Origin of the sequence: Pseudoalteromonas sp. APC 3694 (genome assembly GCF_030407565.1) — a bacterium.
Taxonomy (GTDB): Bacteria; Pseudomonadota; Gammaproteobacteria; order Enterobacterales; family Alteromonadaceae; genus Pseudoalteromonas; species Pseudoalteromonas tetraodonis.
Window position 1 is genome coordinate 1 of the sequence record NZ_JASDDE010000003.1, and the last position, 22781, is coordinate 22781.

The window sequence follows — 22781 nt, forward strand, 5'->3', positions numbered from 1 at the left end:
CATTCAATGCTCGCTTTAGCATTTACTATGATGTGGCTACCAATGTGGGCTGATTGATATATGTACTACAAAGATCAACAGCCCCTAGTAAATAAATTAAAAAAAATGCGTTTTTTTTCATTTTTACAGTTGAATTAAGTTTGTGGCATCCCTATTAACTAGTCATCGAATGTATTAACGAATTTAGAAGTTGGAGAAGATTCATGGGTAGAATTATTGGAATCGATTTAGGTACTACTAACTCTTGTGTTGCAGTACTTGATGGTGACAAAGCACGTGTTATTGAAAATGCGGAAGGCGATCGCACAACCCCGTCTATTATTGCTTATACGCAAGACGGTGAAACGTTAGTAGGTCAACCTGCAAAACGTCAAGCGGTAACTAACCCAACAAACACGTTATTTGCAATCAAACGTTTAATTGGTCGTCGCTTTGAAGACGAAGAAGTACAACGTGATATCGGCATCATGCCTTTCAAAATTATCAAAGCAGATAATGGCGATGCATGGGTAGAAGCAGGCGGTGAAAAACGCGCTGCACCACAAATTTCTGCTGAAGTACTGAAAAAAATGAAGAAAACGGCTGAAGACTTCTTAGGTGAAGAAGTAACTGAAGCGGTAATCACAGTACCGGCATACTTTAACGATTCACAACGTCAAGCTACAAAAGATGCGGGCCGTATTGCGGGTCTTGAAGTAAAACGTATTATCAATGAGCCAACAGCTGCAGCCCTTGCATACGGTATGGATAAAAACCGTGGCGAAAACGTAGTAGCGGTATACGACTTAGGTGGTGGTACTTTCGATTTATCAATCATTGAAATTGATGAAGTTGAAGGCGAGCACACATTTGAAGTACTTGCGACAAATGGTGACACTCACTTAGGTGGTGAAGATTTTGATAACCGTGTAATCAACTACTTAGTTGCTGAATTCAAGAAAGATCAAGGTATCGATTTACAAAATGATCCGCTTGCAATGCAACGTGTTAAAGAAGCAGCAGAGAAAGCAAAAATTGAGCTTTCATCAGCACAATCTACAGAAGTTAACCTTCCGTACGTAACCGCTGATGCATCAGGTCCTAAGCACATGAACGTGAAATTAACACGTGCTAAGCTTGAGTCACTGGTTGAAGACTTAGTGACTAAGTCGATTGAACCGCTTAAACGCGCATTAGCTGATGCTGACCTATCTGTGAACGATATCAACGATATCATTCTAGTGGGTGGTCAAACGCGTATGCCACTTGTTCAAAGAACAGTTGCTGAGTTCTTTGGTAAAGAGCCACGTAAAGACGTTAACCCTGATGAAGCGGTAGCTGTGGGTGCTGCGATTCAAGGTGGTGTACTTGCAGGTGACGTGAAAGACGTACTATTACTAGACGTATCACCATTATCTCTAGGTATTGAGACGATGGGGTCAGTAATGACAGCACTGATTGAGAAAAACACAACGATTCCTACTAAGAAATCGCAAACATTCTCAACAGCAGAAGATAATCAATCTGCAGTAACTATTCATGTGTTACAAGGTGAGCGTAAACGTTCAAGTGATAACAAATCGCTAGGTCAATTTAACCTAGAAGGCATTCGCCCAGCACAACGTGGTACGCCACAAATCGAAGTAACATTCGATGTTGATGCCGATGGTATCTTACATGTATCTGCAAAAGATAAAGATACAGGTAAAGAGCAAAAAATCACTATTCAAGCCTCTTCTGGCTTAAGTGATGAAGAAGTTGAAAAAATGGTTCGTGATGCAGAAGCGCACGCTGAAGACGATAAAAAGTTTGAAGAGTTAGTAGCTGCACGTAACCAAGCTGATGCACTTGTTCACGGTACACGTAAGCAAATTGAAGAAGCGGGTGATGCTCTGCCAAGCGAAGACAAAGACGCGATTGAAGCGGCTGTTGTTGACCTAGAAGCAGCAATTAAGAGTGATGACAAAGCAGAGATTGAAGCGAAAACGCAAGCGCTTGCTGAAAAGTCTCAAAAGCTAATGGAAATCGCTCAAGCTAAAGCACAACAAGCTGGTGGTGACGCTGGTGAACAACAACAGTCAGCTAAGCAAGATGACGATGTTGTTGATGCAGAGTTCGAAGAAGTTAAAGACGACAAGTAATTGTTGCTAACGCTTCTCGCTAATTTAAAACACATGACCAAATCAAGTGTTTGAGTTAGGATGAACACATGAGGCGCGTAGGCTAAAGCTTAACGCGCCTTTTGCATGTAAAGAGAAGTGAATAAAACGCTTTAAAAATTCAATGATAAATCGATATGATTTATCGGTTTGTCCAGCAGCTAACGCTGTAAATAGAAAAGAGTAGTGTGATAGATATGTCAAAACGCGATTATTACGAAGTCCTCGGCGTAAGCAAAGATGCGAGTGAGCGAGACATAAAAAAAGCGTATAAACGCTTAGCGATGAAATATCACCCCGATCGTACCGCCGGTGATAAAGACCTTGAAACTAAATTCAAGGAAGTTAAAGAAGCTTACGAAATACTGACTGATGCGCAAAAGCGTCAAATGTATGACCAATACGGCCATGCAGCCTTCGAACAAGGTGGTGGCGGTGGTCACGGTGGCTTTGGCGGCGGCCAAGGTGATTTTGGTGATATTTTTGGTGACGTATTTGGTGATATTTTTGGTGGCGGCGGTGGTCGACGTCAATCACGCCAGCAACGTGGCTCAGATTTACGTTACAACATGGACTTAAGCTTAGAAGAAGCGGTTCGTGGTAAAGAAGTTGAGATTAAAGTACCTACTTGGGTTAGTTGTGAACCATGTGATGGCAGTGGTGCTAAAGCGGGCTCTAAACCAAAAACATGTACAACCTGTCATGGTGCAGGCCAAGTACAAATGCGACAAGGTTTTTTTGCCGTGCAGCAAACCTGTCCGACGTGTCATGGACAAGGTCAGATCATTTCAGATCCTTGTAATAAATGTCATGGGCAAGGCCGTGTAGAAAAAACTAAAACGCTATCGGTTAAAATCCCAGCAGGCGTAGATACTGGCGATCGTATTCGCTTATCAGGTGAAGGCGAAGCAGGCATGCATGGTGCACCAGCAGGTGACTTGTATGTGCAAGTATCTGTTCGTGAACACAAAATATTTGTTCGTGAAGCTAATAATTTATATTGTGAAGTACCAATAAGCTTTACCACCGCAGGCCTTGGCGGTGAAATTGAAGTGCCAACGCTTGATGGGCGTGCAAAACTTAAAATACCGTCAGAAACACAAACGGGCAAAATGTTCCGTATGCGTGGCAAAGGTGTTAAGTCAGTACGCAGTGGTGCTCAAGGCGATTTAATTTGTAAGGTTGTGATTGAAACGCCAGTTAATTTAAACGAGCGTCAACGTGACTTACTTAAAGAATTAGATGAAAGTATGGGCAAAGACAGCTCAAAAAACCGCCCTAAAGAGCAAGGCTTTTTTGATGGGGTTAAAAAGTTTTTTGATGACTTAACTAAGTAATTAGTCGGATCAATAGACCCTAATAAAAACGGCGCTTTTTTAGCGCCGTTTTTTTATGTTTAATGTGCTAAATTATTAGGGAAATTTATTTTGGACTTTATCAGATGACCCCCGCTATAGAGCAGCTAAAAAAAAGCGATATTAAGTTTGACATACTTAGTTACGAGCACGATATAAACAATACTAATTTCGGCCTCGAAGCGGTTGAAAAGCTTAATCTTAACAGCGCCCAAGTATTTAAAACCCTAGTGCTAGAAACCTCAGAGCAACAGCTTATTGTAGCGGTGACTCCCGTCACTCAGCAGGTTAACTTAAAACAGCTTGCGAAGCTTTGTGCAGTAAAAAAAGTGATGATGGCAGACCCACAAAAAGTGCAGGCGAGTACCGGTTATATTTTGGGAGGAGTAAGCCCCGTTGGCCAAAAAAAGCGGCTAAAAACATACATACACTCCAGTGCGTTAGATTTTGAAATGATATATGTTAGTGCCGGAAAACGAGGGTTAGAAGTAACACTAAGTGCAAAAAGTTTAGCACATATAACCCAAGCTTCGTTTGCAGTTTTTTAAACTTTTGTTTAGCTAAAATAAGGGGATACAAGTATCCATCTGATTACTTGCGGCAATAGGTATTGTTAACTAATGTTGTTACTACACATAACACGTTTTTGTTAATACCTTTTAGATTGGCGTGTCGCCTTTACTTTGTTTTAATGAAAATTTGCTCGCAGCTATTTTGGTAAAACATACGCATGAAAATACTTGTTGTTGATGATATGCCGTTAATGCGTCATGTATTAATTAATATGTTAAGGCAGTTAGATTATAAAGATATTGTTGAAGCCACAGATGGGCTTCAAGCATTAAACATACTGCAAAATCAAATGTTTGATTTGGTTATAACAGACCTTCATATGCCTAAAATGGATGGCATTACTTTACTTGATAATATTAGAAAAGATGCCGAGCTGAAAAACCTTCCTGTACTTATGGTGACCTGTGAAGATAGTTCTTCGACTGTCAAAAAAGCGATTAATGCTAAAGTGTCAGGGTTTATCGTGAAGCCTTTTAATATGAATGTGTTATCAGCTCAATTAACCCGTTTATCGATAAAAGCCTAAAGCGAATCGTTCATAAAGTAGAGTTATCTACCGACTGTTTAAAAAATATATTAGCGCAACAGCCGTTCATTATTTTCTACCGCTGATGTGATAGCATTATGCTATTAACTAATCGTAAAGTAATTATTGAGGAAGTATGGCTAAGCCCAATAAAAAAGGGCCTACAAAAACGGTCGATATATTTTGTTCTGCGTGTAAGGCACCGTTATTCAAATACCGTAAAGGTGGCAAAGGTGCTTTAGTAAAATGTTTTATAGAAAGAATAACCCAAGATCACACCCATACTGAATGCGTATGCCCAGGCTGTGAACGACCTTTTGCCCGCCCCACAATTATAAGAGGGACCCCTGCCTATAAAATGATTGGTGGTAAAGTCACGTTTAAATAAACGTTTTGTTTATAGTCTAAAGTAGTGAGGGGCGGACATAAGCCCTTGTTTGCTTTTATTTCGCTGGTAAACTTCGCTGGTTTTGCTGTTTCAATGATTGAAAAAAACCCTCCCCATGGATTGGGCCAGTCAGTTGGGTTTTAAAATGGAAAAGGATAGACGTGTGATCGCACTTTTATTTGATATTGTTGGTATGAGTGGCACTTTTTTAGTGGTTGGTTCATTTTTTTTACTGCAACTAAATAAAGTTTCACCTAAAAGTTTAACGTATAACTTAATGAATTTAAGTGGCGCTATTTTGTTACTTATTAGCCTTTGTTATAACTTTAACTTAGCAAGCTTTGTGATTGAAATATTTTGGATTGCAGCCTCATTAATTGGCTTATACAAATATTTTAAAGACAAACCTGTCGTTGCAAAAGCGTAAATTAAGCTAAAACAGCACACCTTAAAAGGTGATTAAACCGTGGAATGTAATATTTCACGGTTTTTTAGTTTCAGTACAATTGTTAACAAAAAGTTTCTTCTGCAAAGGCCTATAAATCGATACAATAGTGGCTATTACTTATTATTGGCATCATAGTTGTCATAGGCGTTTATGTTCTCCATCCCCAAAAAAATTATTTTTGCCTGTATATTGTTAGTACTATTATTGGTGGTCACCTTTTCGTTTGGTCGTGCTTATGATTTAGGACAAGCCAAAATTGAAGCTGATCAACAAGTCATCCAATTAAATAATTATATCGATAACGAACTCGCTCGATTTGCGGCTATCCCTCAGCTGCTAACTGAAAATAACGTATTGATTCGTTTTACTAATAATGAATCACAACACTTTAATGCAATTAACAATTACCTTGCTGATATTCAACAAGCCAGTGGTGCCTCAGATGTATACATACTAGATACTCATGGCGATGTTATTGCCAGTAGTAACTGGCAAACCGACTATACATTTTTAGGTAGTAACTTTGCATTTAGACCTTATTTTAAACAAGCGTTTGCCGGTGAAAAGGTCGCATACTTTGCACTTGGTCAGCGCTCAAAAGAGCGCGGAATTTATTTTTCTCAAGCTATTTACCTAGATGGAAAAGCCATTGGTGTGGTGGCGCTTAAAATTAATGTCGCTAAATTTGAAAACGATCGTTCGCTTTTAAATACCTCAAAAGGAAGCCATTTTTATTTGCAACTTGCCGATAATATTATTGCCATGTCGGATGAACCCGAATGGCGTTTAAATAGTTTTACAGAGCTTGATATTACCGCGCGTCGTGATATTAAACAGCGCCGTGCTTACTTAGATCATCAACCGCTACAAATTAAACAACAGCGCTACAAAAGCCAAGGCATTGAGCAATTTAAAATTGCTAAAGATGAATACGTTTCCGCCTCAAGACCCTTAACTCATCTGAATGCAACCATGACAGTGCTTGTTGATATTTCAAACATTAACGCCTTACAGGTGCCTAGATTATTATGGCTAGTGTTATTTTATTGGGTGTTTATTTTTGTTGGATATAGCTTATTGGCACGCTTTGCCGGGTATAAAAAATTACTGTATTCGCGTCACAGTTTAGAGCTTGAGGTACTAGAGCGTACCCAAGCACTCGAAAAAGCCCAAACCGCACTAGTACAGTCGGCAAAATTAGCCACTATTGGGCAATTGAGTGCGGGCATTAATCACGAAATTAACCAACCGCTCAGCGCAATGAACACCTATTTAGCCAGTGCTAAAATTTTCCTAAAAAAGGGAAAGCTCAACGCATTAAATGAAAATTTAATCATTATCGAGAATTTGGTAGAGCGGGTGCATAAAATAGTGGCGCAGCTTAAACACTTTAGTAAACCGGCGACCATGCAACTTCGGCCTCATCCGCTGTCGGCGTTATTAAATAATGCGTTGATGATCACCCACCCGCAACTTAAACAAGACGATGTTAACGTAAGTGCACCGCAGTTTTCGCAAGAGATCACGGTGTGGGTCGATGCGTTAAAGTTTGAACAAGTATTGGTTAATGTGATCACCAATGCATCACAGGCAATGAAAGGTGAGCCAGTTAGAGAGCTCAGTTTTGATGTTGAATGCTTTGAAGAGCGCGTTAAGCTTTCTATATTAGATAGTGGCCCTGGTATTGAGCATCATGTGCTGGGGTCTATTTTTGAACCTTTTTATAGTACCAAATCAAGTAACGGTTTAGGGCTGGGCTTATCGATTTCAAAGCAAATTATTGAATCATTTAATGGTTACTTAACTGCACATAATCGCCCTGAAGGCGGTGCGCAATTTATTATTAGTTTATCAAGCATAGAGGCCACTAAAAATGATTGAAGCCGTTGTTTGCAAACAGATTATTGTTATTGATGATGAAGCGATGATCCGCGATTCATTGAATCAGCTATTAACGCTCGAGGGGTATGAGGTACAGTGTTTTAGTGATGCAAGTGTTGCCTTAAGTCGCTTAAATCGTAGTTTTTGTGGCGTTGTCCTCAGTGATATAAATATGCCAACTATGGATGGTTTAACTTTTATTGAGCAGGTAAAAGCATTCGATAGCGAACTACCCGTGATATTTTTAACCGGTTATGCTGATGTTTCTGTAGCGGTAAAAGCAATGCAATTGGGCGCGTATGATTTATTTGAAAAACCCCTGAACGAAAATTTATTAGATTGCATTGCTAGGGCCTCAGACAAACGTGCTTTAGTTATGGAAAATAGAGCTCTGAAGCGCGCGGTTGAGAAAACGTCGGCGCCCGGTGTGCGTATTTTAGGTGATACGCTTAAAATGCAGCACATGATGAACCTACTCAATACGGTGATTGATACTCCGGCTGATGTGCTGATTGAAGGTGAAACTGGCACAGGTAAAGAATTGGTTGCCCGTTATTTACACGATCATAGTAACCGTTCAAGCTTTCAGTTTGTGGCTATTAACTGTGGCGCAGTCCCAGAGCAATTAATAGAAAGCGAACTGTTTGGGGCTATCAGCGGAGCCTTTACTGGCGCAACACACGATCGCAAAGGTAAATTTGAGTTTGCTCAAGGCGGCACCGTTTTTTTAGATGAAATTGAAAGCACTCCTTTATCACTTCAAGTTAAATTACTACGGGTACTCGAGGAGCGAAAAGTAACTCCGGTCGGTGCTAATAAAGCGATAGAGCTTGATATTCGTATTGTCGCAGCCACCAAAGTCGATTTACTTTCGCTAGTAGAAAAAGGTGAGTTTAGAGCCGATTTATATTACCGATTGAGTTTAGTAAAAGTCAGTATTCCTGCATTAAGAGACAGAAAAGCAGATATTCCACTGTTATTTAAGCATTTTAGTTCTATTGCTGCGACCCGCTTTCATAAACCGTTAGGGGCGCTCAATATAGAACTACAACAACGTTTACTAGCGCACGATTGGCCTGGCAATGTGCGGGAATTGAGAAATCAAGCCGAGCGCGCGGTATTGCTAGGCCCCGATCTGGCATTTGCACAAAGTGACTCAAGCAACAGCACGCTATCATTAGATTTGAGCCTAGCCGAAAAGGTCAGCTTTTATGAGCAATCCTTAATTGAAGAGGCGCTAGAGCTTAACCATGGCAGCATTAAAGACACCATGACAACCTTACAAATTGCGCGTAAAACCCTCTACGATAAAATGAGTAAATATAACCTTAATCGGGATATGTTCACCGATTAATGGGTGGAAATGGTGATGTTGAGTGTTTTTTATGTGTGGAAACCCGCACATTTCAGTGTTTATTTTTAAACCTTTATTTTTTAACTTACTGAAAATATTTATTATTTTTAGTTGGTCATGTTCTTGCTTTGTAGGTGCAGACAACAAGTAGCATCACATAATTAGGACACATAATGAAAAACAATCTATTCCAAGGTTCAGTACTTGCTGCGTTATGCAGTGTTGCCACGTTACCTGCAACCACTTTTGCAGCAGACTACACAGTGTATGGTAAAGCCGAAGTACAAATTGCTAACACCGACACAGGCATAATGCGTTACGCAGATGAAGGCACGCAAATAGATGCCCCTTTTTCGCGTATTGGCATTAAAGGTAACCATAAATTAAATGAGTATTTTACCGCGGTATTTAAATACGAAGTTCAAGTAAAAGGTTTTGAACACGACGACACCAATGAGCCTTTTGCAGCACGTAATACTTACCTTGGCCTAAAAGGTGCGTTTGGTGAAGTGGTGGTTGGGCGAAACGACACGCGCTTTAAATATTCAGAAGGTAAGCTTGATAACTTTAACGAAACCCAAGCAGATATTTCACAAGTTATTGCCGGACAAGACCGATTAGGCGACACCATTACTTATACCTCTAAATACTGGCACAATGCACAGTTTTCATTTACCTATGCGCCAAAAGATGACAACAAAGATAACGAAGCAGGATTTGCTGCTACGCTAATTTACGGCGACCGTAATTTAAATAAAACACCTTACTCTATTTCAATCAGCCATGTTGATTCGCTTAATAACATTAAAGCAAGCCGTATTGCGGGTGTGTATAAGTTTGAAAAATTACAATTAGGGGCATTGTACCAGCATTCAGAATCGATTGACGGCGCTAAGTCTGGCAACGGTTATGTACTAAGCGCAAGCTATAAGTTAGACAAATGGGTACCTAAAGTACAATTTGCAAAAGATGATTCAAAACTACGTCAAACCTCAGACGCTTCACAGTGGACTACTGGTGTAGACTACATTTTTGATAAGCAAACTACCGCTTACCTTTTGTACACTGACCTCGACCTAGAAGAAAATGCTGATAACAGTGTTGCGCTTGGTCTTAAATATAAATTTTAAGGGCTGAACAAATGACAAAACGTATTTTAGAAAATAACGCGAATAAAAAGCCATTTATGCAATGGCTGTTATTGTTACTTGGCCCATGTGTCATGCTACTTACTTGCTTAGTTGAGCCGCCAGTAGGTATGTCGGCGGCAGCATTTAAAACCGCAGGCTTAGCATTTTGGATGGCCTCGTGGTGGGTGAGTGAGGTAGTGCCTATTCCTGCTACTGCGTTACTCCCTTTAGTGATTTCGCCGATTGTTGATATAGCCGCGATAAAAAGTGTTGCAGCGCCTTATGCGCATCCGCTGATCTTTTTATTTTTAGGTGGCTTTTTAATCTCAATAGCGATGGAGCGTTGGGGATTACACAAGCGTATTGCATTAAGAACTATGCTTTATGCAGGTAAAAAACCAAGCTTACAGATTTTAGCGATGATGTTAGTGACTGCATTTTTATCAATGTGGATGTCTAATACCGCTACAGCAGTAATGATGCTACCTATCGCTTTATCTATTACCCATTTAGTTAAAAGCTCAGATCCTAGTAATGAAGGTTTTGGTAAAGCCCTTTTACTGTCGATTGCTTATGGCGCGAGTATTGGCGGTATTGCTACTTTAATCGGTACTCCACCAAATGCATTAATGGCGGCGTACCTATCAGACAGTTATCAGATTGAAATTGGCTTTGCCGAGTGGATGATTGTTGGTGTGCCTTTAGCGCTCGGTATGTTGCTGATCAGCTGGATTTGGTTAACTAAATTCACTTATAAGGTCGATGCGAATGTACAAGCGAACAAGCGAATTGATACTAAAACGGTATTTTCTTCTCAGCTAAAAGAATTAGGTGAAATGCAACGTGCTGAAAAGGGCGTGTTGTTTGTATTTGCGTTTGCAGCTGTTTGTTGGATATTCAGACCATTACTAGGCGATGTGACCGGGCTTAAAATTTCAGATACCGGTATTGCAATTGCAGCGGCATTATTATTATTTGTACTTCCTGCAAATAAAGGCAGTGATGCGCGTATTTTAGATTGGGAAAGTGCCGCTAAAGTGCCGTGGGGTGTGTTGCTTTTATTTGGGGGGGGCTTGACGCTAGCCTCGCAAATTAAATCATCTGGATTAGCTGTCTACATTGCCAACATGATTGAGGGGGCCAGTGCAATTCCTTTAGTTATGAGCATTCTTGTGGTGGTGGCACTTATTACTTTCTTAACGGAAATTACCAGTAATACGGCAACAGCCGCAGGCTTTTTACCATTGCTGGGGCCTGTTGCTGAGTCAATAACTGGCAGTCCGTTAGTGTGGGTTATTCCAGCTGCGATTGCGTGTAGTTGTGCGTTTATGATGCCAGTAGCCACACCACCCAATGCGATTGTGTTTGGCTCGGGTGAAATTAAAATGAAAGACATGATCCGTGCTGGCTTTGTGTTAAATATTGTCGCTATTGTTTTAATTACCTTAGTAACAATGACCATAGCAGCTCAGGTTTTTGGTTTTTAATAACCCACTTTAATCAACTAACAAAACAGATAACCGATGCACACAAAAGCAGTGCATCGGTATGAGTTCCAACCAACCTTATGAGTGTTTTTGCAACGCTTTTCATTATGTTGCAAAATCACTCTTTATTGCTCGTGTAACAGATCAAGGTTATAGTCTTGAAAACGTTATAAATCGAGTAGCCTATTTTGACCACTGATACATTATCTACAGGGACTTTGCGTTCACAATTTAATGAACTAAAGCACTCTTTTGAAGACACCCCTTACTTACCCATTGAGCAACGCCTTGCTTTACTTAAGCAAGTACGCGCTAACATTGTAACGTTAGAGCAAGACTTAATTGCTGCAGTATCTAAAGATTTTGGTTACCGAACGGCCTTTGATACCTTAGTAGGTGATATTTTGCCCACCATGCAGGGGCTTGCGCATATTATTAAAAAGCTACCTCGCTGGTCTAAGCCTAGTCATCGCAGCGCGGGGTTAAGCTTATGGCCCTCAAAAGTAAGTGTCACCTATCAGCCTATTGGTGTGGTGGGTGTGATTGCACCATGGAACTATCCTATTCAACTAGCATTGGTACCTGTTATTACTGCGATTGCAGCGGGTAACAGGGTGATGTTAAAGCTCAGTGAATTTACGCCTAACACCAATGCCGTTATTGAAAAAATATTTGCAGGTGAATTAAGGCAACACTGCACCATTATTCAAGGTGGTAGCGACGTGGCAAGTGAGTTTTCATCATTGCCGTTTGCGCATTTACTGTTTACAGGCTCGACGGCTGTTGGCAAGTTAGTTATGGCCGCGGCCAGTAAAAATTTAACACCAGTCACTTTAGAACTAGGCGGAAAATCGCCAGTCATTGTGTTAGAAAAAGCCGATGTAAATAAAGCCGCGCGTGCTCTATTATTTGGCAAAATGGCCAATGCAGGGCAAATATGTGTGGCTCCTGACTACGTATTTGTTCCTAAAGCACTAGAACATCAGTTTATTAAAGCTTTGTGCACACTTTATAAAAAGCACTTTAAGCAAGGTGTTGAAGGGAAAAACCTGACCTCGATTATAAGCCCTGCACATTATCAACGTTTGTTAGGTTATTTAGAGCAAGCACAAGAGCAAGGCGCTAAAATTACTAAACCGCTTGAACAAAACCAGCAAGATGGCGAAAAGCATCGTATGGGTCTGCATATTGTGACGCATGTCACCGACGAGATGCAATTAATGCAAGAAGAGCTATTTGGTCCCATTTTACCCATTATGAGTTACGACAAATTAGAGGACGTGCTTAATTATATTCGATTACGCGACCACCCATTAGCCCTTTACATTTTAGGTCAAGATAAACAGGCGCAACAGTACATTATTAAGCAAACACTCAGCGGAACAGTTGCGGTAAACGACACATTAATACAAGTAGCTGCCGATGATGTGCCGTTTGGTGGCGTGGGGCATTCGGGGATGGGGCATTATCACGGCAAAGAAGGTTTTCTCACCTTTAGCCATGCAAAAAATACCTTAGTCTCTGGCTCGGTTAACCCGCGCATTGGTTTATTACTTAAACAAAATAAATTACTGATCAAAGTGCTAAAGTGGCTTTATGTAAAATAGCCTGCAACGCTTAAAACAAAAAAGCTGAATGAATCACTTCATTCAGCTTTTATAATAGCTAACTTAAAACAGGCGTCCTTCGCCAGCATAAGTACCCGCTAAAATTTTGGTATAAATTGCATCGGCTTTTTCTTTGGCCTCAGCTACCTCTTTAGGAAGCATAGTACGTTCATCAAGTTTACGGCTGTGACTGGCTTGCATGTTGCCGTTATACTCGGCAATGGTATTCCACACATACGACATTTCAAGATTTTTTGGCATTCCTAAGCCTTCAAAATACATCAGTGCTAAATTAAACTGCGCCAATGTGTAATTATTAGCAGCGGCTTTTTCATACCATGTTCTGGCGGCTTTATAATCTTGGCTAACACCATCGCCATTTGCGTACATTACACCTAAGTTATACTGTGCTGCGGGAAGGTTCTTATTGGCTGCTTTTTCAAATAAGGTTATGGCCATTTGTTTGTCTAATTTAACGCCATTGCCTTCGTCATATAAAACCGCAAGTGCAAACATTGAATCTACATGGTTCTTTTTAACGGCTTGTTGGTACAGCTCAGCTGCTTTGTAATAATCACGGGTAACGCCATGGCCACCTTCGTATAGCTTACCTAATTCGTAAATACCCGGTGCATAGCCTTTGTCAGCTAAATAATTAAACTCTTTAAGTGCTTCTTCAAATTCACCCGCATTAGCAGCTCTGATCCCTTCTTCTAGTCCAGCATAGGCAAGAGGGGTAGCGAGCATAATACCGGCCAGTAGCAGTGCTTTAAAATTAGACTGTGACATAAGCATGTCTCCAAATTAGTTGTCGTTCTATGTAAGCGCCATAAAAGTAAAACTTACCTAGTGAATCTATTAGGGATAGGTAAAAAATTATGAGCTAAATTAATAACGCCAACGTTTATAACCTAGGTATACAAACGTATTAACAAGTAGCTTTAACTATAGCTCAAAAATTCTAAACTTAAGCATATAGTCATGATATAAATTGCGTTAGCTTGCGATTCTATAGAAAAATGAAAAAAATAAAAGCGAGCAATAGCTTACATAATTACTTATGATGATTTTTGGCAACCAAAGCATCATAAAACGGGGTCTGTTAATGTTAAATAATTTAAAAAATATAAAACTAAGCAAAATTATTTTTATAACCAGTTTATTGTTTATTGCCAGTTGTTCTACCTCCTTTGCTTATAACAACCTTGGTTGGCTGTCTTCGTTTTGGATAGACGATTATGTCGACTTAAACAAAAGCCAATCAACGCAGTTAAAAGTGATTATTAATAACACCCGAGATTGGCACCGAGAGGTTGAGTTACCAAAATATAAAGCCGATTTACTCGACTTAAGGCAGTTGCTCGATAAACAAGCCGATACAGCGCAGTTAATGGCAAAAATAACGCAGGTAAAGCAGCATTGGCGCAATTTACTTTTGTACGCGAGTGATCCCTTAATCGAGCTGGCAAAAACGTTAACTCCATCACAACGCAGTGAAATGATAGAAAACATTCGCGATCAAATTAATGACGAAATAAAAGAGCACGCTTCATTAACCAAAGAGGAGCATCAGCAGTCTCGTTTAGACAGGCAACTAGACTATTACGAACAATGGCTTGGTAAGCTCACCTCAGAGCAGCGAACGCTAGTGTCACAAGCCAACAGTGAATATATCAGTACCAGCAATTTATGGTATGACTATAAACTAACTCGGTTAGGTGCACTTGAAGCGCTTTTTAATCAGCAAACCCTTGATGATGCCCAATTTGCGCAGCAGTTACGCACTATCATTACAGAACGAGAGCTGTTTATGAGTGCTGAACTCATTGAGAGAAATGAGGAAAATTTAAGGGCATACGCACAGTTGCTGGTTAAATTAAATCAAACCTTAAGCCCTAAACAAGTCGCACATGTTGATGAGGAATTTGCTGACTTGGTTGGCACAGTTAATGAACTGCTTACAGAATAGCTGCATTTAACCAATCCTTTTTGCTTATTTTAAAGGGGGTTGTTAAGCATAAAATTGTGATTATTGCATTTCAGGGTTAATATAAACGATTAGTTTTGATTTAAGTTTTTTATGGATATAGCCGCTCTTAACAGTACAAAAATATTACGTAAGCATGTCTTAAAATGGATGTGTTTATTTTTTGGTTTGCTGTCATTTATTTTTGCTGTGTTTAACCTATCAAAAAATCATTTTTATATTGTAGCCGGCTTAGAGGTGTGTTTTTCCGCACTTTGTTTTTATATTTTTATACAATTGGTTAAAAACAAGCAACGAAACTGGTATGCCATAACGGTTTGTATGACTGTAACGCTCGTTATACTATGTGGAACCTTTTTGGCACCACTTAAAAATGGTTTGTTTTTGTGGGCGTTTTCTTTACCCATTTTGTATTATCTACTTCTTGGTCGAAAATACGGTATTGTGTTATCGGCCACACTTTTGGTTATGCAATCATCAGTGTTGCTTTATAAATTACCAAGCCCTTATTTTTCCTCTTTTAACCTAGCGCTCAACTTACTGTTTATTTATATTATTATATGGGTCATTTCTCATGTTTTTGAAGGAAATAGGGCCGAATTTTCGAAGCGACTTAAAAACTTGGCCTTACTTGATCCTCTCACGGGAGCAGGAAACCGTTTGTCTATGAGTCATTATTTTGAAGTGGAGATAAAAGACAAATCACAGTTGTACTTGTTTTTAATTGATCTTGACCACTTTAAACAAATAAATGATGAATACGGCCATGATGTAGGAGATAAAGTGCTGGTTGAGTTGGCAACTCTATTTAGGATTACTTTTGCAAAAGGGTATGTGTTTAGGGTGGAGGGTGAAGAATTTTTTTAATGAGCAATTTTGATAGTGCACAATCCGCGCTGGCAATGGCTGAAAATCTTAGACAAGCCGTTGCAAATAAATATATTGAAGCCAATGGTATAACCATAAATTTAACAGCCAGTATTGGCGTAGTTAAGTACCAACAACTAAATTTGGCTGAATTAATAGCGCAAGCAGATAAGCAGCTTTATAAGGCAAAAGATGCGGGGCGCAATGCGGTTTTTTTCTGATATTAACCTCTGTGCAGATGCGGCTTAATACATTTGATCAAAATTAGGAATACTGTTCTCCCAAATCGGTCTTTCTTTGCCAATGTATTCACGCACGGCATCAAAAAACAATCGTGTTCTTACCGGTAAATCTCGGTGTGGGTATACAGCATACATTGCATTATGTTCCATTAATTTTACATCCGTAAGTAAGGGCACCAGTTGCCCATCAATCACTTCTTTATCTAAAATAAATGCCGGCGCTAAAAAGTAGGTGGTGCCAGAGAGAGTTTTCATCAGTAACACTTCTGCATCGTTTGCTCTAAACACACTTTTTATTTTTTGCGCGCAATGCTCGCCAGTGTGGTTATAGTAATTTATGCCTTCTACCCGCAGTGAGTTGCTGGCATAACTGGCCGCTGGCAATTGTGCCAAATCAGTGATTGTTGTAGGCATACCGTATGTTTCTATAAACGCTGGCGCGGCTAATAGTAACAAACGATTACGGGCAATTTTACGAGCAATTAATGATGAGTCTTTGGGCTCACCCACTCTAAACGCTAAATCAAATCCTTCAGATACAATATCAACCAATCGGTCATCCAAACGCAGTTCTACTTCCACTTGCGGAAAGCGTTTTTGAAAATCGTTGATCACTGGCTGTAAGTAGCGTCGACCTATTAAAGTAGATGCGGTTACTTTTAATACGCCGCGTGGCTCTTGGTGGTAGTTTTCTGCCATGCGCACCGTTTCGCCAAGCAGACTTCGTAGCTCACCTGCTTTTTTTATCATTTCAGCGCCCGCTGCTGTAAGAGAGAATGAGCGGGTTGTTCTGTTCAATAGCCTTACTCCAAGTTCATCCTCTAACCGACTAATTTGCTTAGAGATCACTGAGCGGTCAATATTTCGTATTTCGGCTGCTTTTGCAAATGAGCCTTGCTCTACCACTTCAAGCAGCATTAATAGTCGACTGGTTGTATCCATTATTTCATCACGTAGTGAGTATTGATGCCATTTTGGCACTAATGAATTTAAAAATCTATTGTTTTTGTCATCAAGTATGTTCCGTATTATGCAACGCTAAATTAAAAGGAGCGTCGTTATGAACAAACACTTAATTGCTATAGCATTATCTGTTGCATTAATCACACTGGCCGGTTGTGCCGATGATGGTACAGCACAATCAGCACCCGCACAGCAACAACAAGCTATTGATGTAGCCGAGGTCTTGGTTAAGCCAGTTCAAAGTTGGCACACCTATACAACACGCTTAGAGTCACCGCAAAAAGTGGCATTAATGCCGCGTGTATCCGGCATTATTGAGCAAATTGAATTTAAAGAAGGGGATAGCGTTAAACAAGGCGATGTATTATTTCGTTTAGACGACCGCTCATTCGCTGCAACCGTTGACAGTTTAAGCGCTCAGGTTAAAAGTGCTCAAGCAGCACTTGAACAAGCAAAAAGCGAAGCATCGCGTGCGGTACGCTTAACTGAGCGAAAAGCCATTTCGACTGAGCAAGCACAAGCGCGTACATCGACTCTGCGTCAGCGTGAAGCACAACTTGCTGCACTGCAAGCGCAGCTTAAAGCTGCAAAGCTCGATTTAGAGTTTACGTCAGTGGTTTCTCCTATTGATGGCGTGATTTCTCGCGCAAATATTACCAAAGGTAACAACGTACTTGCAGGGCAAAGCGTGCTTACTTCAATTGTTTCTAATGACAAAATGTACGCTTACTTTGATGTAGATGAACGCACTTGGAATAGCGCATTTGACGAAGTAACAGCTGCAAGCAAACAGCCTGTTGTAATGCAAAAAGTAGGGCAAGACGATTTTAACTATAGCGGCCATATTAACTTTATAGATAATCAAATTAACGCATCTACAGGCACTTTACGCGTTCGTGCGGTATTTGATGATCGCAGTAACGAGTTGCGTTCGGGCTCATTTGCACGCATTAAGTTAGCTGCCAATGCAGTGCGTGACACTGTCATTATTCCAGACAGAGCCATAGGCACAGATTTAAAAAATCGCTTTGTGTTAACGGTAGGCGAAAACAATGTGCTGCAGTATAAGCTTGTAACGGTAGGTGAGCGCTATGGATCGTTGCGAGCCATCACATCAGGACTTGAGCAAGGCGATGTTATTGCTGTAAATGGCCCTGCTCGTGTAGGACCGGGTATGCCGATATCACCAAATAAAGTGGCAATTAATACCCAAGGCGTGGCATTTACGCTAAGTGCTAACCCTGCCGATTTAGTTGCTAAGCAATAAGGTTATTAGATGAAATTTTCACACTTTTTTATACAGCGACCGATTTTTGCGGCCATGCTGTCGTTGATTATTTTAATTGCAGGTAGCATTTCATTATTTCAGCTGCCGGTCAGTGAATACCCAGAAGTCGTACCACCGACAGTGGTTGTGACTGCCAGTTATCCAGGTGCGAACCCGACGGTTATTGCACAAACAGTGGCAACACCGCTTGAGCAAGAAATAAATGGCACCGAAAACATGCTGTATATGTTTTCACAAGCAACCAGTGACGGACGTATGACGCTCACGGTGACATTTGCGTTAGGCACTGATTTAGACCGTGCCCAAGTGCAAGTGCAAAACCGAGTAAATAGTGCGCTGCCGCGTTTGCCACAAGAAGTGCAACGTTTAGGGGTTGTTGCTGAAAAATCATCACCCGATTTAACCATGGTGGTGCATTTATATTCACCCCAAAACAGCCATGACACCGCGTATTTATCAAATTATGCCGATTTAAATATCAAAGATGAAATAGCGCGTTTACCTGGTGTGGGTGATATTCGTTTATTTGGTGGTGGTAAATATGCAATGCGAGTTTGGCTTAACCCAGATGCGCTAGCATCACGTGAGCTTACTGCAAGTGACGTGGTCAATGCACTACGCTTGCAAAATCAGCAAGTTGCAGCGGGCAGTTTAGGTTCGCAACCGATTTCAAATGACAGTCAGTTCCAAATTTTATTAAACGTCAAAGGACGCCTTAATAGCATTGAAGAGTTTAAACAAGTCATTATTAAAGTTGGGGAGCAAGGGCAGCTTACGCGTTTGTCAGATGTGGCACGTGTTGATTTAGGCCAAGATTCTTATGCATTGCGTGCTGAGCTTGATAATAAACCCGCTTTAGCGATGCCAATATTTCAACGCCCAGGGTCAAATGCCATTGAGCTCTCTGATCAGGTGCGTGAAACGATGGCACGTTTATCAAAAGACTTTCCAGCAGGTGTTGAATACGACATTGTTTATGATCCAACGGTATTTGTGCGAGGCTCAATTGATGCGGTGATCGCCACTTTACTCGAAGCAATCGTGCTGGTGGTGATTGTGGTTATTGTGTTTTTACAAACCTGGCGCGCATCTATTATTCCGTTAATTGCGGTGCCTATTTCACTCATTGGTACCTTTGCAGTAATGCAATGGCTTGGGGTTTCTATTAATACCTTATCGCTATTTGGTTTAGTACTGGCTATTGGTATCGTGGTTGATGACGCAATTGTGGTCGTAGAAAACGTTGAGCGAAACATAGAAGATGGCTTATCTCCGCTTGAAGCAACCCGCGTGGCAATGACGGAAGTAACCGGCCCTATTATTGCGATTGCATTAGTATTATGTGCGGTATTTATTCCGACGGCTTTTATTACTGGGCTTTCAGGGCAGTTTTATAAGCAATTTGCCTTAACCATTACTATTTCAACGGTAATTTCGGCGTTTAACTCATTAACGCTGTCGCCAGCACTGGCTGCTTTATTGTTGAAATCACATGATGCCGAGCCTGATGCGTTTACCCGCGTGCTTAATAAATTATTTGGCCGTTGGTTATTCCAACCTTTTAATCGCGTGTTTGACCGTGGTGCTAAAGGGTATGAAAAGCTGGTACAAAAGCTTATTCGTATGAGCGTTGTGGTTATGGTTGCGTATATTGCCTTAGTTGGCGGTACGATTAAATTGTTTGATGCGGTACCGGGTGGCTTTATTCCACAACAAGATAAGCAATACTTAGTCGCCATTGCGCAGTTACCTGACGCTGCAAGTTTAGACCGTACAGAAGCGGTGGTAAAACAAATGCAGCAAATTGCATTAGAGGTACCTGGGGTTGCGAACACGGTAGCGTTTCCTGGCCTTTCAGTGAATGGTTTTACTAATAGCCCAAATAGCGGCATCGTATTTACGCCACTGGCGCCTTTTGCAGAGCGTACGGATCCGAGTATGTCGGCTTCGGCTATTGCAGCGCAATTAAACCAACGTTTTGCGGCCATTGATGAAGCCTTTGTCGCTGTGTTTCCGCCACCGCCAATTCAAGGCTTAGGCACCACAGGTGGCTTTAAATTGCAAATAGAAGATAGAGCTAACAAAGGCTTTGAAGCCTTATTTAACAGTTTGCAATCAGTGATTGCTGCGGCGCAAAAAGATCCGGCGTTAATGGGGCTGTATTCAAGCTTTAGAATTCAAGTGCCACAAATGGATATTGATATTGACCGTGAGCAAGCGCTTATTCAAGGTATTCCATTAGATGAAGTGTTTAACTCGTTACAAATTTATTTAGGCTCAGTGTATGTAAACGACTTTAATTTGTTTGGTCGTACTTACCAGGTTAATGCTCAAGCAGATGCTGAATTTAGGGTAGACCCAGAGCAAATACTAAACCTAAAAGTACGTAATCGTGCAGGTAATATGGTGCCACTAGGCTCAGTGCTTACGGTAACGCCAACTATAGGCCCTGATCGTGTTATGCACTACAACGGTTACCCAAGTGCTGAACTTAACGGCAGCCCAGCGCCAGGTTACAGCTCAGACCAAGCGCAAACAGCGATTGAAAATGTATTGGCGAAAACGCTACCTACAGGTATTGAATATGAATGGACTGAGGTAACGTATCAGCAAGTACTTGCCGGCAATACTATGGTGTACGTGTTCCCACTGGTGGTATTGCTTGTGTTTATGGTACTGGCTGCACAGTATGAAAGCCTACGTTTACCATTGGCCATTATTTTAATTGTACCTATGACTATTTTCTCGGCGTTATTAGGGGTGTGGTTTGTAGGTTCAGACAACAACATATTTACCCAAATAGCGTTAATTGTACTGGTCGCATTGGCTTCTAAAAATGCCATCCTTATGGTGGAATTTGCTAAAGATAAACACGACACTGGATTATCGCACCTTGAGGCGATGTTAGCGGCGTGTCGATTACGTTTACGTCCAATTTTAATGACATCAATTGCCTTTACCGCAGGTGTCATACCGCTTGTATTGGCAACCGGTGCTGGGGCAGAAATGCGTCATGCCATGGGTAATGCGGTGTTCTCGGGTATGATAGGTGTAACTGTGTTTGGACTATTATTTACACCGGTGTTTTATATGCTGGTGGTAAAAAAGCAGCGCGTTGAGGAGCCTTCGCATGACTAAATTTAACTTAAGCGCTCTTAAATTATCGCCATGGTTGAGTTCTGCATTAGCGGTTGCTGTGTTATCAGGTTGTGCGAGTAAAATTGACACAGCAGCTCAGCAACAACAGATTAATGAGTTTGTTGCCAAGGCAATATCTGCAGAGCAGTTTATGGGTGAAGATGAGCAAAACTGGTGGTACAAGTTAGGTTCAGCGCAATTAAACCAGCTTGTTAGTAACGCATTAGCTAATAACTACGACTTACAAACGAGTCAGTTAGTGCTTAAAAGTGCGTTGGCACGTATTGGTGAACAACAAGCACAATACTTACCGCAAGGCGGTGTTGAGGTTGGAGCTAAACGAAGTGGACTAGGCGATACCAATAGCCGACAGTCAAGTGCAAATGTTGCACTTGACTGGCAGCTCGACTTATTTGGTCGAATAACTGCACTCGTTGATGCCGCAAATTCACAAGCTATGAGCCAAGCAGAGCAAGTTAGGCTATTACAAATTGAAATTGTGTCATCTGTGGTTAAAGGGTTTGCCAGCTATCAGGGCAACCTGCAAAAGCAACAAATTATTGAAATGCAAATAGAAGCACTTGAACAAAGCATTCAAGTGCTGCAGGCGCAAGTAGATGAAGGTGTGGCAAATGAGCTTGATTTAAACCGCACCATGGCGCAACTTAGGCAGCAACAAGCGCTCATTCCGGCGATTGAATATGCTAAGTTTCGTGACTTATCTACGCTGGCGGTATTAAGTGCACAACCAACGCAATCACTGAGCATTAAAGATGAACGCGCTATATTGAGCAAGGCATTTCAAGTGTCACTAGCAAAGCCAAATCAGGCGATTGCACTACGGCCCGATATTAGCCGAGCATTATATGACTTTAGCCAAGCAAATAGTTTAAGTGTGGCAGCCAGTAAAGCTTTATTACCCGATATCAGCTTAAGTGGTTTTGCAGGTGTGCTAAGTTTGGGTAGTAATGGTTTTAGCGACACCCAGCAGCAGTGGCAAGTTGCACCACAAGTACAATGGTCTTTATTAAGTTATCCTGCGTTGTTGGCTCAGCGTGATGCGCAGCAGTTTTTAAGTGAAGCTGCTTATACTGACTATCAACAAGTGGTGTTAAAAGCGATTAACGAGAGTGAACTTTCATTGCAATACTTGGTCAATCAAGCACAGCAATCGCGTTTTGCTGAGCAGCGGTATCAGTTTGCTAATAATGCATTTTTACAAGCACAAGCAATGTATGAAGAAGGGCAAATTCCTTACTTAGAGTTGTTAGATGCACGTCAGGATGTTTTAATAGCACAAGAAAATGCCGTTGATTCAACTATTTCATCGTTACTGGCTAAGGTAAATGCTTACCAGTCATTTAATGGACGATGGAGTTACGCGTTAAGTAATACTAACTAGTAGAGTT

19 protein-coding genes are annotated in these 22781 nt (G+C 40.9%); 17 read left to right on the forward strand and 2 right to left on the reverse strand.

Annotated elements, in window-relative coordinates:
* The first annotated feature begins 203 nt into the window (after window positions 1-203).
* From dnaK to QMA00_RS01845, 11 genes are all read left to right on the forward strand, one after another.
* Window positions 204-2120, forward strand: coding sequence for a molecular chaperone DnaK (gene dnaK / locus QMA00_RS01795; RefSeq protein WP_013463167.1), 1917 nt, complete (start codon window positions 204-206; stop codon window positions 2118-2120).
* 215 nt (window positions 2121-2335) lie between these two features.
* Entirely contained in the window at window positions 2336-3475 is a 1140-nt protein-coding gene (dnaJ, locus tag QMA00_RS01800; protein WP_090493208.1) for a molecular chaperone DnaJ, read from the forward strand.
* Window positions 3476-3579: 104 nt separating this feature from the next.
* Window positions 3580-4041 carry a Cys-tRNA(Pro) deacylase gene (gene ybaK, locus QMA00_RS01805; RefSeq protein ID WP_024600922.1) on the forward strand — a complete coding sequence of 154 codons (462 nt, stop codon included), beginning with the start codon at window positions 3580-3582 and terminating at the stop codon, window positions 4039-4041.
* A 182-nt stretch (window positions 4042-4223) separates the two neighbouring features.
* On the forward strand, window positions 4224-4592 hold the full coding sequence (locus QMA00_RS01810) for a response regulator (RefSeq protein ID WP_008112370.1): 369 nt from the start codon (window positions 4224-4226) through the stop codon (window positions 4590-4592).
* 136 nt (window positions 4593-4728) lie between these two features.
* Window positions 4729-4980 carry a hypothetical protein gene (locus tag QMA00_RS01815; RefSeq protein ID WP_013463170.1) on the forward strand — a complete coding sequence of 84 codons (252 nt, stop codon included), beginning with the start codon at window positions 4729-4731 and terminating at the stop codon, window positions 4978-4980.
* A gap of 163 nt (window positions 4981-5143) precedes the next feature.
* The gene (locus QMA00_RS01820; protein ID WP_008112375.1) at window positions 5144-5407 is read left to right on the forward strand and encodes a hypothetical protein; all 264 of its coding nucleotides are present in this window, start codon (window positions 5144-5146) and stop codon (window positions 5405-5407) included.
* A 171-nt stretch (window positions 5408-5578) separates the two neighbouring features.
* The gene (locus tag QMA00_RS01825; RefSeq protein WP_262976999.1) at window positions 5579-7309 is read left to right on the forward strand and encodes an ATP-binding protein; all 1731 of its coding nucleotides are present in this window, start codon (window positions 5579-5581) and stop codon (window positions 7307-7309) included.
* Window positions 7302-8663: a sigma-54 dependent transcriptional regulator gene (locus tag QMA00_RS01830; RefSeq protein ID WP_290155684.1), complete on the forward strand. Its 1362-nt coding sequence runs from the start codon at window positions 7302-7304 to the stop codon at window positions 8661-8663. Before QMA00_RS01825 ends, QMA00_RS01830 begins: the two co-directional genes overlap by 8 nt.
* Window positions 8664-8836: 173 nt before the next feature.
* A complete protein-coding gene (locus tag QMA00_RS01835) occupies window positions 8837-9793 on the forward strand; it encodes a porin (RefSeq protein WP_262976997.1) in 957 nt (318 codons plus the stop codon).
* Window positions 9794-9804: 11 nt separating this feature from the next.
* Complete coding sequence (locus QMA00_RS01840; protein ID WP_076921734.1) at window positions 9805-11280, forward strand: SLC13 family permease; 1476 nt, start codon at window positions 9805-9807, stop codon at window positions 11278-11280.
* Window positions 11281-11468: 188 nt separating this feature from the next.
* Window positions 11469-12887, forward strand: coding sequence for a coniferyl aldehyde dehydrogenase (locus tag QMA00_RS01845; RefSeq protein WP_024600917.1), 1419 nt, complete (start codon window positions 11469-11471; stop codon window positions 12885-12887).
* Window positions 12888-12950: 63 nt separating this feature from the next.
* On the opposite strand, the gene QMA00_RS01850 is transcribed toward QMA00_RS01845, so the two are convergent.
* Complete coding sequence (locus QMA00_RS01850; RefSeq protein WP_008112386.1) at window positions 12951-13676, reverse strand: tetratricopeptide repeat protein; 726 nt, start codon at window positions 13674-13676, stop codon at window positions 12951-12953.
* Between the two features lie 316 nt (window positions 13677-13992).
* Here QMA00_RS01850 and QMA00_RS01855 point away from each other — a divergent pair, with 316 nt between their 5' ends.
* The 3 genes from QMA00_RS01855 (at window position 13993) to QMA00_RS18920 (ending at window position 15962) form a co-directional block, all read left to right on the forward strand.
* Window positions 13993-14856: a DUF6279 family lipoprotein gene (locus QMA00_RS01855; RefSeq protein ID WP_262976996.1), complete on the forward strand. Its 864-nt coding sequence runs from the start codon at window positions 13993-13995 to the stop codon at window positions 14854-14856.
* 111 nt (window positions 14857-14967) lie between these two features.
* Entirely contained in the window at window positions 14968-15741 is a 774-nt protein-coding gene (locus QMA00_RS01860) for a GGDEF domain-containing protein (protein ID WP_356947883.1), read from the forward strand.
* Entirely contained in the window at window positions 15741-15962 is a 222-nt protein-coding gene (locus QMA00_RS18920; RefSeq protein ID WP_353934637.1) for a diguanylate cyclase, read from the forward strand. Before QMA00_RS01860 ends, QMA00_RS18920 begins: the two co-directional genes overlap by 1 nt.
* A 24-nt stretch (window positions 15963-15986) precedes the next feature.
* Here the strand turns inward: QMA00_RS18920 and QMA00_RS01865 are convergent, their stop codons facing one another.
* Window positions 15987-16925 (reverse strand): LysR family transcriptional regulator, encoded by a 939-nt coding sequence (locus tag QMA00_RS01865; protein ID WP_036983917.1) that lies wholly within the window; start codon window positions 16923-16925, stop codon window positions 15987-15989.
* A gap of 118 nt (window positions 16926-17043) precedes the next feature.
* Between QMA00_RS01865 and QMA00_RS01870 the strand changes: the two genes are divergently transcribed.
* The 3 genes from QMA00_RS01870 to QMA00_RS01880 are packed head-to-tail and all read left to right on the forward strand — an operon-like array spanning window position 17044 to window position 22774.
* The gene (locus QMA00_RS01870; RefSeq protein ID WP_076921739.1) at window positions 17044-18213 is read left to right on the forward strand and encodes an efflux RND transporter periplasmic adaptor subunit; all 1170 of its coding nucleotides are present in this window, start codon (window positions 17044-17046) and stop codon (window positions 18211-18213) included.
* Window positions 18214-18222: 9 nt separating this feature from the next.
* Window positions 18223-21372 (forward strand): multidrug efflux RND transporter permease subunit, encoded by a 3150-nt coding sequence (locus QMA00_RS01875; RefSeq protein WP_076921741.1) that lies wholly within the window; start codon window positions 18223-18225, stop codon window positions 21370-21372.
* The gene (locus QMA00_RS01880) at window positions 21365-22774 is read left to right on the forward strand and encodes a TolC family protein (protein ID WP_290155695.1); all 1410 of its coding nucleotides are present in this window, start codon (window positions 21365-21367) and stop codon (window positions 22772-22774) included. The genes QMA00_RS01875 and QMA00_RS01880 overlap by 8 nt, the downstream gene beginning before the upstream one ends.
* Window positions 22775-22781: the final 7 nt, after the last annotated feature.